Genomic DNA, 17,560 nt, shown 5'->3' on the forward strand with positions numbered 1-17,560 from the left:
GGGGAATTTATTATTAACTGGTGATGAAAGAGCAGAAAAAGAACGTCAACGGGCGGAACTAGAAAACCAACGGGCAGAATTGGAAAACCAACGGGCAGAACAGGAACGCCAACGGGCGGAAAAAGCGATCGCACAATTAAAAGCCTTGGGTATTGAACCAGAAATCTAAAATTCTTTGATTTAAATCTGCTACCATCGCTGCTGTAATTGTCATCGTTATTTTAGCCAAAATCACTACTTTAATTGAAAGATAAAATCTATTTTAAAACCTCATGAAATAATGATGACTTAAAACTCTCTATTTTTCGAAAAAAAAGGTTAACCTCAACCAGACAAAATTAGGTAGATTAATTTTTTCTGGCTGGAATTTTTTAAAAATATCAATAATGTGAGTTTACATCTGCGGAATGTCGGTTCTATAGAAGTTTAATTGCGATTAGCTATAAAAATGAAAAATCCGGTTTATTACACCGAATTTTTCCATCTGTATTAACTGTATTCTATATCTTGCAATCAATTCTACTAACGTAAGTTGCTAGTTAGATCCAATAAGGTGCGTCAGAAACTTAAAATTAGCGATCTTAGCCTAAATTATTCTGTCTGACGCACCCTACACAATATAAAATATCCGAAAAATTAATAACTAGCAACTTGAGTTACTAAGAAAGCAGATCAAGAATGGGACGTGTTAACCAATTAAAACCCACCTTTAGCTGATGATCGAAAGTTGGTAAACGATACAAATAAGCTAACCGACGGGCAACATAAGCAAAAGAACCATCTAATTGAATCCCTAAACCCGTTAAAGTAGCGTTATCTATCCCCAAAGCCATCATTTCACCTAACTGTTGATAACGGAAGGGAAGTAAAGGGCGATCGCTTAAAGCAGCCCAAATATTCCAAGCCGCATAATCAGCTTGTTGAAAAGCTACTTGGGCAGTTGCGGGTACTTGCTGTCCTTCTGCATCACGACAATCGGCTAAATCACCCAAAGCAAAAATTTCTGGATGTTCAAGGACTTGTAAAGTTGGTGTAATGCTAATTTGTCCACGTTGATTTTGTTTCAGAAGTAGATTTTTCACCACCGGAGAAACCCTTGTTCCCACCGTCCAAATCACTAAATCAACAGGAATTTCATCTACTTGATTTTTATATTCTAGGGTGATGGTGTTTTGGTCAATTGATATAACTTTTGTTTCCAAATCAATAAATACACCTTTAGCATCTAAGGCTTTTTTCGCAGCTTGGCGATTAAATTCTGGGGAAGTTCGTAAAATTTGATCGCCGATTTCAATTAGGCGTAAACGTCCTTTTTCTCCAATTCTATCTGCTAATTTACAAGCTAGTTCTACACCACTATAACCAGCGCCAACAATAGCTAAACGCATTTTTTCTGGATTTGATTCTTCCAAAACTCGCAACCGTTCTTCTAAGCGATAAACATCAGTTATATTGCGGAATGGATAGGCGTAGGTTGCTGCACCCGGAACGAAATCCAAGGGTGTTTCTCCACCTAATGCTAAAACTAATTTATCATAATTAATTTCTGTCCCATGCTCTAAATTTACCTGTTGTTTCCTGATATCAATCTTTGAAACTACACCTTGACAAAAACGTACACCTGTGTTTTTTAGCAATTCTTGGTATGGTGGGGCTATTTCCCAGGTTTGTAGTTCACCGGTCAGTAATTCGTAAAGTAGAGGAGAAAAGATAAAGCGATCGCTCTGATCGACTAAAATAATTTCAGGTTTTGATTCCCAAGGCAATTGACTGAGGCGCAAAGCAGTATAAAGACCGCCAAATCCCCCACCGAGAATACAAATTTTCGTAGTTTGTTGAGTCATGGTTTTTCTGGGGCTATCTATCCCCGCAAGGCAACTTACTAACAGTGTAACGATTTATTACCATCTATTGCCATCAGCCAACAATCCTGATATTTACCCTCATGCACTTGATAAGATGGTAACAGACGTATTTTTACAAAACCACACTTTTCATAACAGCGAATAGCACGGATATTTTTCACATCTGGATCAATCACAATTTTAACAGCTTGCAATTGAGTAAAAATATAGTCAACAACCAAAGAAAGCACCTTTGAACCTAGTCCCTGATTCCAATAACTCGGTTCACCAATAAATAGATCAATACCATAGGTGTAATCGGTGACAGCTAAACCATATTTTTCTCTATCCTCTTCTGGCAAATCATTCAAAGCGTAATATTGTAAATAACCAATTTCCAGGTTTTGATAGGAAAAAATACAGGCAATTACCGATTCTTTGCCTAAAATTCGTGGTTGATAGGTTTCGATCACCCTTTCCAAAAAATAGGGATAATCTCTACCACCATAAAATTTTAAGACTCGTTCATCAGTTCGCCATCTTTCCATTAGCCGATAATCATGTATATTATCCTGCATCAGACGAACTTGAATTTGATCTTTAATCAACAACATAGTTATTAATCTTTCCAGGACTTATCTATAGCAGTGTGGTAAAACTTTATGCGTCGAGACTCGATATTTTATAAACTATTTCAACAGTCGCCATCATTATTGTTTGAGCTATTGACAGACCCGCCTGAGAATGCAGATAGATATATATTTGACTCGGTAGCAGTAAAAGAACCGAGGTTTGAAATTGATGGTGTATTCCTACCACCAGATAATGAGCCTGGAGTAGTATATTTTTGTGAAGTGCAGTTCCAAAAAGACGAACAACTCTATGAAAGGGTAATTGCCGAATCATCACTATACTTCTACCGTAACCGAGACAGATTCAGCGATTGGCAAGTAGTGATAATTTATCCATCTCGCAGTATTGAACAAGGGAATCTTCATCCCCACCGTGGGTTTTTGCACAGCGATCAAGTCCATCGGGTATATTTGAACGAATTGGGAGATATTCAGGAATTACCTGTTTGGTTGTCCGTAATGGTGTTAACCACTTTGACAAAAAAACAAGCACCAGTGGCAGCCAGGAATTTGTTGGCAAGAACTGATGTACAAACACCATCTGCATCAAGTCGCGCCATAATAGAAATGATTACGACAATAATGGTGTACAAGTTTGAAAATCTAAATCGCAGGGAGGTAGAGTCTATGTTGGGAATTACATTACAAGAAACTAGGTTTTATAGAGAAGTTAAAGAAGAAGGAGTAGAAGAAGGACTACAAAAAGGACGGCAAGAGGGACGGCAAGAGGGACTACAAAAAGGACGGCAAGAGGGGCTACAAAAAGGACGGCAAGAGGGACTACAAAAAGGACGGCAAGAAGAGGCTGCTAATTTGGTTGTCCGAATATTGGGTAAGCGGATGGGGAGTTTACCTGGGGAAATGGTTGCTACGATTACCTGTTTACCATTGTCGGTATTGGAAGAATTGAGCGAAGCACTTTTGGATTTTAATGATTTGGCTGATTTGCAAGGTTGGTTACAAAATATTGCTGCTCAGGATAAATAGTAAATTAGTATATCTATTTTAGAGTGGTGTAAGTCTTCGGTTTTACCCTACCAAATTACCTCACTCTCTTTAATATTTGGATAGAAGAATGGTGAACTACTCTATACTAAACCCTGATATAATTGAGATCCCCCTAACCACCCTTACAAAGGGGAGTAATTTCCTCAAAGTCTCTCTTATTAAGGGGGATTCAAGGGGATATACCGAGGTTAGATTCCCCCCGGAAAAAGTTTTCAAACATCCTCTCAGAATTTTAAAATTATCATCCTGTTAATCCTTTAATCCTGGATATCCTGATATGGCTTACGCCACGCTACGCTATCAGACAATTAAACATCGTGAACAATACCCATCCTACTCAATTGCTAATCAAACCTAAAACTTCATCCTGTTAATCCTTTAATCCTGGATATCCTGATTCAGACAATTGATTAATAATTGGGATATACCACTTGACTAAATCGTAGGTTTTCTGTATTATAGATAAATCAGCCATTTTTGCAAAAAAAATTACCGCCTGACGGCGGGGGCAAGGGAAAAAGAAAGAAGGGAAAAGGGCAAGAGGGTAAAAGAGTAAAGGGCTAAGAAGTCCTGGAAGAAGCCACAAGACGAAAACCGATGCCGTTGCCCCCGTAGTCGCGCCCGTACCTGTCGCGACGCGCCGAACGACAGTACCCCGGATTGATGTACCACGAACCACCACGCAGCAGCCTGTATGTATTATCACCTGTCAACCAAGCACTGCCATCCGTAGGCGCACCATTATAATTATCATTCCATAAATCTTTACACCATTCATACACATTACCGTGCATATCATACAAACCAAAGGCATTAGGGGGAAAAGTTCCTACTTCCGTAGTTTGTTTACGATATTCACCTTTTGGGGCATTGGCATAAGTGTAGTTACCATCGTAGTTGACCAAATCTGTGGTGATGCTTTCACCAAAATAAAATGGTGTAGTCGTCCCGGCTCTACAGGCATATTCCCACTGGGCTTCACTGGGTAAGCTGTAGTTTTTTCCTGTTTTTTGGCTTAGTTTTTCACAAAACTCCACCGCATCATTCCAACTAACTTGTTCAACTGGGCGGTTGTCGCCTTTAAAATTAGAGGGATTTTTACCCATGATAGCCTGATATTGTGCCTGTGTCAACTGATATCTAGCCATGAAAAAACCGGGAACAGTAACTTGACGTTGGGGACCTTCATCTGAAAATCTTTCGGCTTCACTTGCCGGTGAACCCATGATAAATGTTCCCCCTGGTATTTCCACCATTGCTAATGTCACCCCGTTTCCCAAGTCTTCGACAAAATAATTTGCGCTTTCGTTGCGTCTGTTGGTGATATTTCCACTCGCGTCGGTGGTGACTACTTCAAATGTTGAAGTTTGGAGGTTATTGGTTGGAGTTTGACGACTTGGAGTATCTGTAGGAGTTGTATTTGTTGGTGTTGTTGTATTTTTCGTTGTTGGAGTATCTGTAGAAGTTGTATTTGTTGGTGTTGAATTTTGATTTTTATTCCCAAATATATTTTGTCCAACCACTGCGACAGTTACCCCACCCACAAATAAACCAACAGTTTGCAAAAAACCCCGACGGGAAGAGTTTGTTTGGACAATTGGTTGTACTGGTCGTGTTTTTCGTGCTGGAACAGGTAGCGGTGTTGGTTGAGGTAAGATTGTTGTCGGTATTTTGGGTGGTTGAATTGGTTGTACTGGTTGTAAAGCCTGTAAAACTTGTTCGGCTGTCTGGTAACGGTTTTGATATTCTATATCCAATAACTTATCTAAAATCTTTCCTAATTCTAAACTTACTGGTTGCGGTAAATGATCACGCCATTGCTTCACCCAACTGTAACCTTGTCTATTCCACAAATTCCCAGGATAAACCCCCGTTAATAAATGAAAACAAGTTGCTGCTAAACTAAATAAATCACTGGCTGGATAAACTTCTCTATCTTCCATTTGTTCCAAAGCCGCATAACCAAAAGTACCAATTTTTGTACCTGGTTTCATTGTTCCCTGGAGTTGCTTCGATGCTCCAAAATCAATTAAAAATAATTTACCATCACGACGACGCATGATGTTTTCTGGTTTAATATCGCGGTGAATAATATCTTGATCATGAACTACTTGCAAAACTGGTAATAAATCTTGTAATAAACTGCGGATTTTTTGTTCGCTAAAATTTCCTTGGTTTTTGAGTTCTTTGAGTAAATCTTCACCGTCAATAAATTCTTGAATTAAATATAAACAATTATCTTGATCAAAATATGCTTGGAGTTGGGGAATTTGGGAACTTTTCAGGTCTTTTAGTTGTTTTGCTTCTTGTTCAAATAACTCCTTGGCTTTTTTGAGTGCGTAGGTGCTTTGAGTTTGGGGTGCGAGTTGTTTAATAACGCATCTTTCGTTTAATTTGTCAATATCTTCGGCTAAATAAGTTTTTCCAAATCCTCCACCTCCCAGGGGTTTAACGGGACGGTAACGGTTTCTGAGGATGATTAGAGTAACATCGCAGTTAGGACAGTATTTTGTCCCCTCTGCTACTGGTGGGTTATGACAGTCTGGGTTGAGGCAACATACCTGAGACATAATTGAATTTTGGTAGATATATTGGTATTTTCAATATATACAACTATATATGACCTAATTACGCAAAATTGTCTGATGAAGTTACGCTGAAAAATAATAACTGTGGGAAGAGAAGATAAAATTGTGTGAGGAAGTTGACTTTTTTGGTTGATTAGTTTGTCCTGGTGTCACATATTTGATCGCTAGATTGATGGTATTTTAATTTTGTACAAGTTCTTTTATGCCGATCGCAATACAAACTATGACACTTAATTTATATTTACTGCGACATGGTGAAACTACATTTAGTCAAAGTGGTAATTTTTGTGGTGAAACTGATGCAGAATTGACAAAAGAAGGAATGCAAATGGCATCTAGTTTTGCTGATGTTTATAAAAAATTGAACTGGGACGGGGTTTATGTTAGTCCGATGAAACGGGCAATCGCTACTGCTAAACCATTTTGTGATGCTATTGGGATGGATATGCAAGTGAGGGAAGGACTTAGAGAAGGTAGTTACGGTGAATGGGAAACTAAGAGTAAATCCTTTGTTCAGGAAAATTACCCAGAAAATTATGTAAAATGGTTGACGGAGCCAGCTTGGAATGCGCCCATTGGTGGAGAAACTGCGGTAGATATTGCAAACCGTTCTATGCCTGTAATTGCGGAGATTCAAGAAAAATATCCCCAAGGTAATGTTTTAGTTGTTTCCCATAAAGCCACGATTCGGATTATGCTTTGCAGTTTACTAGGAATTGATTTGGGACGCTATCGTTATCGGGTAAATATTTTAGTCGCATCGGTAAGTATGGTTAAATTTGACGTTAATGGGCCTTTATTAGAAATTTTAGGCGATCGCCATCACATACCAGATCATATTCGCTCGCGTGTAGGAACATAATCCTGTTCCCTCCCCTCACAGATGACTTTTACAGCTAACGCCACGCTACGCGAACAGCAAACTCTACTTAAATGAATATCATAGGGCTTGCTTAATAAAGCTAAAATTTAGATAGATCAAGAGTTTGAAAGTTAAAAAGGTGAATCAAGTACAAGGAATAAGCGTTGAAACTACCAAAAACTTATCACTTGACCAAAGTCAAGTATATTCTTCTCTTCTTCTAATTCTTCCTCCTGACTCCTGACTCCTGACTCCTGACTCCTGACTCCTAGCCTTAACCAAAAGATTTTTATGCAAACCCTATCATAGTTTTTTGTGTGATTTGCGTTTGAAATTAGAGAAGATAGAAGTATCATTGGCCATCAACCTTTCAACGCCAGTAACTAATTGTTTTGCAACCAGTTGACTTTACGACTTTAACGGCTACTTGTAGCGAAATCCGCGCTAAATGGCTACCTTCCCGCACAGAACAGGTTTACCAGCGCGATCGCTATACTATTGCTGTAGCATTGCGTACCCTTAAACAACGAGATTGGCTGGAGATATCTTGGCATCCCCAAGCTGCACATATATGTATTGGTGATCCCCCTCCCCGCACACCAGATACTTTCACCTTCAGCCAGCAATTAGTACATCAATTGGGTGGTTTAGCTTTGGTGACAATAGAAGCGATCGCCCCCTGGGAACGTGTAATTGATTTGCAATTCGCCCGTCGTCCTGGAGAAAGCGCCCTCTATCATTTATATGTGGAGGTAATGGGCAAATACAGTAACGCCATTCTCACGGATGCTAGTAATTTAATTATCACAGCCGCCCATCAAGTTAGTCAGCAACAATCTAGCGTTCGTCCCATCCAAACCGGACAGCCTTACGAAACACCACCGAAACTTACAGGAAAAATCCCCAATTTGAGCGAAAATCAAGCTCGTTGGCAAGAACGGGTGAGTTTAGTTCCAGGAGGTATTAAACGGCAATTATTGAAAAGTTACAGTGGTTTAAGTTCGGCTTTGTTAGATACAATGCTGTTTGTGGCGAATATTGACCCAGAAACAACCACTGAGGAACTTAATTCCCAGGATTGGCAAAGGCTATTTCAGCGTTGGCAAGAATGGCTACAGGCTTTAGAAGAAGGGAAATTTCAACCTGCTTGGACTAAAAATGGTTATACAGTCATGGGTTGGGGTGGAGTTAAAAGGGCAGAAAATATTCAAGAATTACTATATCGTTACTACACCGACGAGATTAATCAACAGGTATTCGCCCAACTGCGTCATCAATTAAGTCAGAAATTACAGAATATTTTAGCTAAATTACGCCTTAAAGCCAAAACCTTTAGCGATCGCCTACAGCAATCAGACCAAGCCGACGAATATCGCCAAAAAGCCGATTTATTGATGGCTAACCTCCATAACTGGCAAGTGGGGATGAAAGAAATCATTCTCCCAGATTTTGAGACAAATCAACCAATAGCGATCGCACTCCTACCAGATAAAAACGCCGTACAGAACGCCCAAAAGCTTTATAAACAGCACCAAAAACTCAAACGCGCCCGTGCTGCCGTAGAACCCTTACTATTAGAAGTACAAGCAGAACTTAATTATTTAGAACAAGTAGAAGCCGCTATTTCCCAAATCGACACCTACCAAACAACAGAGGATTTGCAAGCGATCGAAGAAATCCGTGATGAACTAATCACACAAAAATATCTAGAAGATCCAGGATACCGAGTCCGCACTGAATCCCCCACCACCAACTTTCATCGTTACCGCACCCCTAGCGGCTTTGAAGTTTTAATTGGTCGCAACAATCGCCAAAATGATCAACTAACATTTCGTGTAGCCGGTGATTATGACCTCTGGTTTCACGCCCAAGAAATTCCCGGTAGCCATCTGTTACTACGTCTCGAACCCGGTGCAGTCCCAGAAGAAGCCGATTTAAAATATGCCGCCAATCTAGCAGCCTACTTCAGTCGCGCCCGTCAAAGTGACCAAGTACCAGTAGTTTACACCCAACCAAAGCACGTTTACAAACCCAAAGGCACTAAACCAGGACTTGTAGTGTACAAACAAGAAACCATCATTTGGGGACAACCGCAATTAATGGGTAATGGGTAATGGGTAATGGGTAATGGGTAATGGTCAAGAACTAATAGACGGATTCAGAACTTACCCAACTGGCATATTAGTAGGGTAGGGTGCGTCAGACTCGATAATTTACCAACAATTAACGATATTTGACATCTGACGCACCTGACGATTGAACCCGTGATTTTTCCGTTGACATACTACTAGATACTAATTTTCGTCGCCTTTCTCCCTTTTTCCCCAGTCTCTAGTCCCCATCTATCCCCGAATATAGACCTCGTTCATCATCAGGTAGATTTTTTTTGAAAGATTATCATAAAAAAAGTGTACCGGCTGTTACAATCTTGTTAAGAAAAGTTGCCCGTTGAACTTTGGAAGCGTGCAATTTGGTTTTTACTCTATTGAGAAGACAACGCAAAATTTTTTTTAAAAGACCGGCCGTGGGAAGCTGGTCTTTTTTTTATGGTAAGTAGATAGGCAACATAAAACCAAACCATGTAAAGTTAAGGGCAAGTAAACCCATTAGTACCAACTGTCCTAGAACGATAAAACCCCTCCTCGCAAGCGAAGAGGGGAACTGGATTTCCAATTAAATTCTGCTTAGAAACTCAATGTGGTTCTCACAGCGCCAATTACCACATTATCGCTGTCATTATCATGGTTTGGTGCTGTTAACCATATAACTCCGGGAGTAATGCTGATATTGTCGCTGATTTTGTATTGGTAGAATCCTTCAATGTGATATGAAGTATCCTTGTCTTTATCTATAACGCCAACGGTAGAACTTGTGACTCTTGGTTCAACCCCAACTATCAAACCAGCCAAGTTACCTTTTTTCCCTAAATCTGGGAAACCAAGGGTAACAGCATAGTTCCAAATATCCACATCTCCTGTATTTGGTCCCGTTAAAACTTGACTATTGGTGTATCCAGCCCAACCACCTATGACAAAGTTTTTACTGATGCCAACGGAAGCCTGAACGCCATAGGAATTACTGGAGTATGCAACTTCTATCCCATTCATTCCATCCACATCTAAAGGTTGGAGAGTTGCACCGGTGCTACCTGTAGTCAGTGGTGATTTGTAAGAATTGATATAAGTTAAACCTACAGTAATGCGATCGCTCGGCTTGACTGTCAACTGTGCCAAAGCACCATAAGCACCTTCAAATAAACCATTTCCAGCCGTAGGACTATTTCCTGAAGGAGTTAAATAACCTAAACTCAGCCCTAATCTATCACTAAATTGATGATTAACTGCCAATCCTGCACCATTCATCTGTGCGTAAATTGGGTTTCTTGTCCCAAAGGCAGATAAGGCACCAAAACCACCATCACCATCAAAAATGTTAACAGTGTTAGTTACATCATCCCCTGCCCCAGCATTGGCAATCAACTTAACTTGAGTTTTTTTACCCAAGGGAAAGCCATACCAGAGTGCATCTATAATTGCATTAGTGTCACCACTACTTCCCGCAAAAGATGATCCACCTTCTTTGGTAATCAAGTCTGGGCTAATAATATTATTGGCTTGGATTCTAGTGAACAGTGTATCCTGTCCGGTGAAACTGCTCACCAATTCAATCCGCGCCCTTGCCCCAAAGGTAGGAGTTACACCTGCAAAGGTACTTGTCCCAACTTTTTCTCCAGAAATCACATCGCTGACAACTGCCACAATCTGTCCTTGGAGTTTGGTAGTCGTAGAAAATTGATTAGCCTCTAACTCAGTAGTTTTACCCTCTACTACATCTACACGACCGCGTAAAGTCGCTAATTCTGTGGCGAAATCTTCTTGCAGTTTTTGTAATTGAATTAGATCTTCTTTTGTCACCATATCAGCAGTAGCTGTGGCAATCAATTCATTAATCCGATCTAAACAAGCATTCACACCAGCCGCAAACTCATATCTTGTTAGTGACCGATTCCCACGAAATGTACCATTTGGGTAGCCAGCTATACAACCATAACGCTCTACCAATGATTGCAAAGACTGGAACGCCCAGTCTGTGGCTTGCACGTCTGATAACTGAGATACTGAAGTAACTTGAGATAATTCCTCTTGTTGATTGGTCTCTGTTGCCCATACAGCAGCATTCATGCACAAAAACGTCATGCTAATAGCTGAACTAGCAAATAAATATGTCCAAAACTTCCGCATTTTTTCCTCACACCCATTTACTTATGGTACACGTTTGTTACTTACGTGCGTACAAAAGCAGAACTTGTTAAAAAGCTTTGCCAATATCCTAACAGCAAAAAGCAATTTTTGTCACAGCTAGGTTAAGAAATCCTCATGAATAGATAAAGATCAAGGTTGACCCTTTCCAATAGACCAATCTTAATTACTTACACAGCAATAGTTTGGCTATTTCCTTTGAGAATGATAATTATTATAGTATGATTTAAGAGAACAAGTCTTATTGTCAATATTTTTATTGGCACAGATCAAGCAAGTATTATTGAGGAGGGGAAAATAGTGATTAAGGAACAGATGAGATGGAAGACTGATAGAATTGGGACAAATTGCCGATTTTTAATGGCTTTGCTAATGTTGTTGACTGCTAGTAGTTGTAATTTAGGAACTACTGAGAAGGAGGTAATTACAGAACAGCCACCAATACCACAACCAGCAAAAACTAAGGTGGTAGCCACATTTTTGCCTGTGTATTTATTTACGAAAGCTGTAGCTGGTAATGTGGCAGATGTGGAGATATTAGTGCCACCGGGTACGGAAGTGCATGAGTATCAAGGAACACCAAAAAATGTGAGAGCGATCGCACTTTCTAATGTATTAATAAAAAATGGGTTAGGGTTAGAAGAATTTTTGGCAGATACGGTAAAAAATGCTCGAAATCCCAAACTTAAAGAAATTGATGCCAGCAAAAATATAAAAGCTATTGATGAAATTTCACCGATAGAGAAAGCAGGACATGATCACGATCATGATCACGCTGGGGGAAATCCTCATGTTTGGCTAGATCCGATTTTAGCAAAACAGCAAGTCCTTAATATTCGGGATGGTTTAATTAGTGTAGACTCTAAAAACAAAGCCACTTATGAAGCAAATTCTACAGCGTATATTCAGCAATTAGAAAATCTACATCAAGAATTTGAACAGACTCTCAAACAAACACCTAACTGCACCTTCATTACTTTTCATGATGCCTTTCCTTATTTAGCTAAACGTTATAATCTTAAACAGGTAGCTGTAGTTAAAATTCCCGAAGACCAGCTTTCACCAAAAGATGTGCAGAAAATTATCGGCATTGTCAAAAAATATAAAGTTAAAGCTTTATTTAGTGAACCAGGGGTAGATAACAAATTACTGACAAGTCTCTCCCAAGATTTAAAATTAAATTTGCAAACTTTGGATTCATTAGAAACAGGTGATACAGATCCGCAGTATTATTTTAAAGCAATGAAAGCTAATTTGCAGACCTTGGCAGCAGGGTGTAAATAATTTCTAATTCTCAATCTACCATCTCCAATCTAAACTTTAAATGCTCGACGATCAACCATCAATTACATCACCTATCTTAAAAGTAGAAGGATTAACTGTCTATCAAGGAAAATATCTAGCTGTACGCGACGTTTCCTTTGAATTATTGTCAGGAACAGACACAGCAATAGTTGGTCCTAATGGTGCCGGTAAAAGCACCTTAGTTAAAGCTATTTTAGATTTGATTCCTCGTAGTGCTGGTACAATTCAAATATTTGGTCGTCCAATTGGTAAAGTTGGGCATTTACGGCGTTTATTGGGTTATATGCCCCAAAATTTCATTTTTGACCGGAGTTTCCCCATTTCTGTAAGTGAATTGGTAGGTTTGGGAATAGATGAGAATAAAAAAGGGTTTTTCTCTAGATTACGGCAAAATTATCCAAAAAACTCAGCCGCAATCAAAGCTGCTTTACAAAGAACAGACGCATATCATCTGCGAAATCAAGCCATTGGAACTCTGAGTGGTGGTCAATTTAAACGGGTTTTGTTGGCTTATTGTTTGGTAACACCACGTAAACTGTTAGTATTAGACGAAGCCTTTGCCGGAGTAGATGTGCAAGGTGCGGCGGATTTTTATGCCTTATTAAACGAGTTAAAGCGAGAGGAAGGTTGGACAGTGTTACAAGTTTCCCATGATATTGATATGGTAAACCGTCATTGCGATCGCGTTCTTTGTCTAAACCAAACAGTCGTCTGTACTGGTAAACCAGAAATCGCATTATCACCGCAAAATCTCCTTGCTACCTACGGTTTGGGTTTCAGTCGCTACCTACACCAACATTGATGATCTGATTTGCAATACTCTTATCATCACAAAAATTTTTAACACCCACCTATTTAATCGGCTTCGTCTATATGTTCAGCAACAGATTGATAAAGATGGAAAATATGACTATCATGTAAGTGATAGAAAACATTACGTCCTTGTTTACGATAGCTTACTAAACGCATAGCACGTAAATTTCGTAATTGATGAGAAACAGCAGATTCACTCATTTCTAATAATGCTGCTAAATCACCCACACAAAGTTCCTTATTAGCTAATAAAGAAAGAACCCGCAACCGATTAGGATCTCCTAAGAAACTGAAAAATTCAGCCATACGTTGAGCTTTTTCTTGGCTGAGAGGTTGTTCTGGTAGGGATTTCAGGGTATTAATATCTGAAGTAAATTGAGGATTAGATTGAATCATTGGCAGGTTGGTTATAAAATTGAAAAATAAATATAGGAGTTTGCTTTTAAATTTAAAAAAATAAAAACCGTCCTATAGTTGGATGTTAACGTTAAAATTAAAAAAAAATTGTAGAAAAACTAGATAATATATTTACAGCAAAACTAAAAATTACTATACAATATCACAAATGAACTTATTCATTGATGATCAGATAATGTGGTTAACTGTTATTAGTATCCATGACTTAGTAAACTTGTTACAATTCCCTTTCATGCAGCGTGCCATAACAGGTTCAGTTTTAATGGGAATCTTGGGCGGTTTGCTAGGTAGTTTTGTGACACTGCGACAGTTATCATTTTTTAGTCATGCTGTCGGTCATGCAGCATTAGTAGGAGTAGTATTAGGTGTATTGTTAAACACGAATCCTACTTGGATGTTATTACCTTTTACCTTAATTTTTGGGGTTATTGTCCTCTACTTCGTTGATAAAACAGACTTAGCCAGTGATAGTGTTCTTAGTATAGTGCTATCAGGGGCATTGGCACTGGGGGTAATCTTGACGAGTTTGATTAAAGGTTATCGTGGTAACTTAATGGCTGTGTTGTTTGGGGATATTTTAGCCATTGATACAACAGATTTAATTTTGACAATGGTAGTGCTGTTGGGTAGCAGTGTTTTTTTATTATCAACCCTACGAGAGCAAATTTTGTTAACTCTCAACCCAGATGTGGCACAGGTGCAAGGTATCCCTATTCAATTGTACCGCTATGGGTTTGTTGTTTTGCTGTCTCTAGCGGTGGCGGTGGCAATTAAAGCCGTGGGTGTTTTGTTAGTCAATGCTTTTTTAGTCATTCCCGCTTCCACAGCCAAACTGATAAGTCATCACTTTAACCGCTTTATGATTATCTCGGTGATTCTTGGCGCTACCAGCAGCATAGCCGGAATCCTTGTCTCTGGCTTGTTTAACCTAGCATCTGGACCGAGTATCGTTCTCGTACAGTTTTTGGTCTTTGTGGCTGTTTTGGCTGGAGTTAAGTTAAAGATCACAGGGGCATAAAATTTTTTTTCTCCAACCCCTTGCTAAATTCTTTTTGCTCTGCTATATTTAATATTCATGGCGACAACACAAGCCCGCGCCGGGATAGCTCAGTTGGTAGAGCAGAGGACTGAAAATCCTCGTGTCACCGGTTCAAGTCCGGTTCCTGGCATTCGTCCTTTCACCTTAGACACAAGGCTTTTCAGTCTTCTGCTCTAACAACTTTCGCAATTGCTTACTCACTATTTACTCAACGACTACTATAACTTATGGTGAAGTGAGTAAGCAACCAGTACAGGTGTACTCTACTTGAGTGATTTTCTGGCAGGTATGAGATTTTAGGTTTTATGACTTTATTTAGGTGTTTAACTATTTGTTGTTTTAGTTATCGGGTAAGTTACCCGGTAAATATATTTTGATTGTTCTAATAGATATAACAGGCAAGCTACCAAGGATATAAATTTTTCTACCCTTGGTAACAGGTCAAAGTAAAAATTGGAAGCACTTACCACAAATAGGTCTTTTGTACTATTCACCCAAATATTGACGTAACTCAGACAGCATAACCATAGCTTTGTCATAACGTGGTGACGGTTTACCTTTGGTACTTGATTGCGCTGCGTTCTCTATTTGAGCATCCCAAGCATCTACAAAGGCTTTAATCTGTTCAAACTTGGTAAGTATCTCAGGAATATTTTTAGCGATATCCTCCGGCACACGCACCACCTTTGTTTTAACCCCTGTACCATAAGTACCTTCCCTGGCAATACCAGCAGGTCGTCCCCTACCACGTTTAACGGTGGTTTCATTTACCATTATCATTAACAATCAACTCAACGAATTAACTGTAACAGATAAATGAGTTAGTGTCAATCAACATAATATGCTCCGATTAGGGAGTTACCCGGTAAAGTTATCCGGTAATTATATTTGGCTAAAATATCAACATAGATATAGAAACTCTTATATAGTTGTCAGTTGTCACCTAACCCCTAGAATCACCACTACAGTCATCAAGTGCCTTTTTAATTGCATCTCTGCAAAACTCAGCCTTTTTATCACCTAACGATTGCAACGCTTGGTAAACTGCCTCAGTTACCCTTATCGCTACTTGTCTAGTCAATGGTTCATCTCTATCCGTGGTGATAGGTTTTAGCGTTTTAGGATTACCTTTAGGGTTAGGCATAGTTATTAAAGAATAATTAAAATAAGTTGAATCATCTGGTAACAAGTGTTTCAATGTTTTAGTGGTTGCTACTTTGGACGGTTACAACCACTAAACACCATATCTCAGGCAATTTAATTATGCACAATTACACATCACTGTCAAAGCCATTGATAAGTGACTTAACACCAGCATTGTTTACCTATCAAATGAGGGATACTTTTCAGTTGTCAATGCAACACCCGTTTAAGGGTTCAACAGACAGACTAACTGATATCGTATGTGTAACAGTTTTAGCTGTTTTGAAAGGTAAGACACATAACCGTAAATGCTTTGATAATAAACAAAATATCAAAGTAGAACGACTGAGTTATTCAGACATTGAAAAGTTCATTAAACACTACAACAGTAGTTTAATTAAGTCATTTCCTACCCTTGCTGATGTTCCAAACCAGAATAACATTAGAACCTACTGCCAACAATATTTAGACATTGGTAGCTTTGTTAATTGCTTTATTGATTGGACACTTCAAGTGAGTGATTACTATCCAGAAATCAACCCTTACAGTAAAGAACTAGCAAGGGTAGCGTTAATGTCAAAACCTTTCAGATTTGTAATCTGTATTGCTTCTAATTGGAAGTATGCCAATCCTGGGGTTACAAACCTAGTAGAAAAAGATTGTCTCTACAATCAGTAAAGTCAGTTCCAATTAAATAGTGGTGTAACTCTTATCATCTTTACTTAGTGATAAGAGTTTAATTTTAATAAGTTAATTTATATATATAATTAACTAATATATATATTAATTAATAATTAATATATAAATAATATAAATAATAAAAAATTAAACATATTTTAGTTATTAAGTTAATGCTTACCCTGCTGGTTACGTTGATTGATTATAGTTAAAAAACTACCAAATAGTTTTACCCAGTAATTTACCTGGTAACTTAGTTAGTTGCTTGGTTAACTGTTATGGTTTTAATCCTATTTAATTCTTTAAAAAAAGTTACCCGATAACTTACCAGGTAACTTGAAGGTTATGTTTATCAAACTCTAGTAACAGCTAGGGTCTTTGATGTCATCAATACCGATTGAAGAGTTATCAGGTAATTTTACCCGGTAACTATTTTCCTGATTTTTTATAAGCCTCAGCTACCAAGGCTTGTATAGTTTCAAGTGGTAATTCTTCTAGTTGTGAGATTACTTTCACTTTTAACCATTCAACAACATAGTCCTTGTCATAGGTGACTTCAAGATTTTTTACGATACTTTTTTTTTGACCTTTTAAACACTCTCCAGTGGCTATTTTTTGTTCTATCATTCCGTCTGGTAACAGTACCATAGATGAGTGAATATTTTTCTTGCAAGGGCTGGAAAATTCACTCCAATGAATTTTTTGAAACTCACCACTAATACCAATGCCTTCCTTTTTTACCTTTTCTAATGCTTCACTCTCTAGTGCTTTTTGACGGTCTTTTTCAGCCTGTCTCTTAGTTGCTTTTAGCAAAGCCTCTTGTTTGTCCCTTTCATCCCTACGGGTTAAATATTCTGTCAAACCATGAAAGGTATATACAAGGTCTTCATTTACTTTTTGTACTTTTTCAATTTGATATTCAGATTGTCCCCCTGCTTTGTATTGTTCTATTAATTCCTCTTGCTGTACCAT

Annotated in this window: 15 protein-coding genes, 1 tRNA gene and 1 pseudogene; 9 read left to right on the plus strand and 8 right to left on the minus strand. The window is 38.6% G+C overall.

Annotated elements, in window-relative coordinates:
• Window positions 1-169 (plus strand): annotated as a pseudogene (locus VB711_RS25115) (Uma2 family endonuclease); the annotation flags it as partial.
• Between the two features lie 490 nt (window positions 170-659).
• On the opposite strand, the gene VB711_RS25120 reads toward VB711_RS25115, so the two are convergent.
• Both VB711_RS25120 and VB711_RS25125 read right to left on the minus strand, forming a co-directional pair.
• Window positions 660-1,844 (minus strand): NAD(P)/FAD-dependent oxidoreductase, encoded by a 1,185-nt coding sequence (locus VB711_RS25120; RefSeq protein WP_323289161.1) that lies wholly within the window; start codon window positions 1,842-1,844, stop codon window positions 660-662.
• A 38-nt stretch (window positions 1,845-1,882) separates the two neighbouring features.
• Complete coding sequence (locus VB711_RS25125) at window positions 1,883-2,458, minus strand: GNAT family N-acetyltransferase (protein WP_323289162.1); 576 nt, start codon at window positions 2,456-2,458, stop codon at window positions 1,883-1,885.
• A gap of 48 nt (window positions 2,459-2,506) precedes the next feature.
• Between VB711_RS25125 and VB711_RS25130 the strand changes: the two genes are divergently transcribed.
• Entirely contained in the window at window positions 2,507-3,463 is a 957-nt protein-coding gene (locus VB711_RS25130; RefSeq protein ID WP_323289163.1) for an Rpn family recombination-promoting nuclease/putative transposase, read from the plus strand.
• 581 nt (window positions 3,464-4,044) lie between these two features.
• Here the strand turns inward: VB711_RS25130 and VB711_RS25135 are convergent.
• On the minus strand, window positions 4,045-6,054 hold the full coding sequence (locus tag VB711_RS25135; RefSeq protein ID WP_323289164.1) for a bifunctional serine/threonine-protein kinase/formylglycine-generating enzyme family protein: 2,010 nt from the start codon (window positions 6,052-6,054) through the stop codon (window positions 4,045-4,047).
• A gap of 241 nt (window positions 6,055-6,295) precedes the next feature.
• Between VB711_RS25135 and VB711_RS25140 the strand changes: the two genes are divergently transcribed.
• Window positions 6,296-6,934 (plus strand): histidine phosphatase family protein, encoded by a 639-nt coding sequence (locus VB711_RS25140; protein WP_323289165.1) that lies wholly within the window; start codon window positions 6,296-6,298, stop codon window positions 6,932-6,934.
• A 392-nt stretch (window positions 6,935-7,326) separates the two neighbouring features.
• Window positions 7,327-9,048 carry an NFACT family protein gene (locus VB711_RS25145; protein WP_323289166.1) on the plus strand — a complete coding sequence of 574 codons (1,722 nt, stop codon included), beginning with the start codon at window positions 7,327-7,329 and terminating at the stop codon, window positions 9,046-9,048.
• 570 nt (window positions 9,049-9,618) lie between these two features.
• On the opposite strand, the gene VB711_RS25150 is transcribed toward VB711_RS25145, so the two are convergent.
• Window positions 9,619-11,175: an iron uptake porin gene (locus VB711_RS25150; RefSeq protein ID WP_323289167.1), complete on the minus strand. Its 1,557-nt coding sequence runs from the start codon at window positions 11,173-11,175 to the stop codon at window positions 9,619-9,621.
• Window positions 11,176-11,508: 333 nt separating this feature from the next.
• On the opposite strand from VB711_RS25150, the gene VB711_RS25155 reads away from it, so the two are divergent.
• Both VB711_RS25155 and VB711_RS25160 read left to right on the plus strand, forming a co-directional pair.
• Complete coding sequence (locus tag VB711_RS25155) at window positions 11,509-12,477, plus strand: metal ABC transporter substrate-binding protein (RefSeq protein WP_323289168.1); 969 nt, start codon at window positions 11,509-11,511, stop codon at window positions 12,475-12,477.
• A 40-nt stretch (window positions 12,478-12,517) separates the two neighbouring features.
• Window positions 12,518-13,300, plus strand: a complete 783-nt coding sequence (locus VB711_RS25160) for a metal ABC transporter ATP-binding protein (RefSeq protein WP_416233620.1) — start codon at window positions 12,518-12,520, stop codon at window positions 13,298-13,300.
• Window positions 13,301-13,353: 53 nt separating this feature from the next.
• Here VB711_RS25160 and VB711_RS25165 read toward each other — a convergent pair whose 3' ends face one another.
• Window positions 13,354-13,617, minus strand: a complete 264-nt coding sequence (locus tag VB711_RS25165; RefSeq protein WP_416233621.1) for an ArsR/SmtB family transcription factor — start codon at window positions 13,615-13,617, stop codon at window positions 13,354-13,356.
• A gap of 259 nt (window positions 13,618-13,876) precedes the next feature.
• On the opposite strand from VB711_RS25165, the gene VB711_RS25170 reads away from it, so the two are divergent.
• Complete coding sequence (locus VB711_RS25170) at window positions 13,877-14,746, plus strand: metal ABC transporter permease (protein WP_323289170.1); 870 nt, start codon at window positions 13,877-13,879, stop codon at window positions 14,744-14,746.
• Window positions 14,747-14,824: 78 nt separating this feature from the next.
• Window positions 14,825-14,897 (plus strand) — tRNA-Phe (locus VB711_RS25175).
• A 356-nt stretch (window positions 14,898-15,253) separates the two neighbouring features.
• On the opposite strand, the gene VB711_RS25180 is transcribed toward VB711_RS25175, so the two are convergent.
• Together VB711_RS25180 and VB711_RS25185 are read right to left on the minus strand one after the other, a co-directional pair.
• Window positions 15,254-15,547 carry a hypothetical protein gene (locus tag VB711_RS25180; protein WP_323289171.1) on the minus strand — a complete coding sequence of 98 codons (294 nt, stop codon included), beginning with the start codon at window positions 15,545-15,547 and terminating at the stop codon, window positions 15,254-15,256.
• Window positions 15,548-15,710: 163 nt separating this feature from the next.
• Window positions 15,711-15,911, minus strand: coding sequence for a hypothetical protein (locus VB711_RS25185; protein ID WP_323289172.1), 201 nt, complete (start codon window positions 15,909-15,911; stop codon window positions 15,711-15,713).
• Between the two features lie 119 nt (window positions 15,912-16,030).
• On the opposite strand from VB711_RS25185, the gene VB711_RS25190 reads away from it, so the two are divergent.
• Entirely contained in the window at window positions 16,031-16,588 is a 558-nt protein-coding gene (locus VB711_RS25190) for a hypothetical protein (RefSeq protein WP_323289173.1), read from the plus strand.
• Between the two features lie 429 nt (window positions 16,589-17,017).
• Here VB711_RS25190 and VB711_RS25195 read toward each other — a convergent pair.
• A partial coding sequence (locus VB711_RS25195) for a hypothetical protein (protein ID WP_323289174.1) occupies window positions 17,018-17,560 on the minus strand: 543 nt, incomplete at its 5' end.

This window comes from Cronbergia sp. UHCC 0137, from assembly GCF_034932285.1.
Taxonomy (GTDB): domain Bacteria; phylum Cyanobacteriota; class Cyanobacteriia; order Cyanobacteriales; family Nostocaceae; genus Cronbergia.

What these genes read in the sequence shown, in the direction of transcription:
- VB711_RS25135 (WP_323289164.1), bottom strand. Translation starts at nt 6,054, where the DNA reads ATGTCTCAGGTATGTTGCCTCAACCCAGACTGTCATAACCCACCAGTA.
- VB711_RS25125 (WP_323289162.1), bottom strand. Translation starts at nt 2,458, where the DNA reads ATGTTGTTGATTAAAGATCAAATTCAAGTTCGTCTGATGCAGGATAAT.
- VB711_RS25155 (WP_323289168.1), top strand. Translation starts at nt 11,509, where the DNA reads ATGAGATGGAAGACTGATAGAATTGGGACAAATTGCCGATTTTTAATG.
- VB711_RS25185 (WP_323289172.1), bottom strand. Translation starts at nt 15,911, where the DNA reads ATGCCTAACCCTAAAGGTAATCCTAAAACGCTAAAACCTATCACCACG.
- VB711_RS25120 (WP_323289161.1), bottom strand. Translation starts at nt 1,844, where the DNA reads ATGACTCAACAAACTACGAAAATTTGTATTCTCGGTGGGGGATTTGGC.
- VB711_RS25165 (WP_416233621.1), bottom strand. Translation starts at nt 13,617, where the DNA reads ATGGCTGAATTTTTCAGTTTCTTAGGAGATCCTAATCGGTTGCGGGTT.
- VB711_RS25190 (WP_323289173.1), top strand. Translation starts at nt 16,031, where the DNA reads ATGCACAATTACACATCACTGTCAAAGCCATTGATAAGTGACTTAACA.
- VB711_RS25160 (WP_416233620.1), top strand. Translation starts at nt 12,518, where the DNA reads ATGCTCGACGATCAACCATCAATTACATCACCTATCTTAAAAGTAGAA.
- VB711_RS25140 (WP_323289165.1), top strand. Translation starts at nt 6,296, where the DNA reads ATGACACTTAATTTATATTTACTGCGACATGGTGAAACTACATTTAGT.
- VB711_RS25130 (WP_323289163.1), top strand. Translation starts at nt 2,507, where the DNA reads ATGCGTCGAGACTCGATATTTTATAAACTATTTCAACAGTCGCCATCA.
- VB711_RS25150 (WP_323289167.1), bottom strand. Translation starts at nt 11,175, where the DNA reads ATGCGGAAGTTTTGGACATATTTATTTGCTAGTTCAGCTATTAGCATG.
- VB711_RS25180 (WP_323289171.1), bottom strand. Translation starts at nt 15,547, where the DNA reads ATGATAATGGTAAATGAAACCACCGTTAAACGTGGTAGGGGACGACCT.
- VB711_RS25170 (WP_323289170.1), top strand. Translation starts at nt 13,877, where the DNA reads ATGAACTTATTCATTGATGATCAGATAATGTGGTTAACTGTTATTAGT.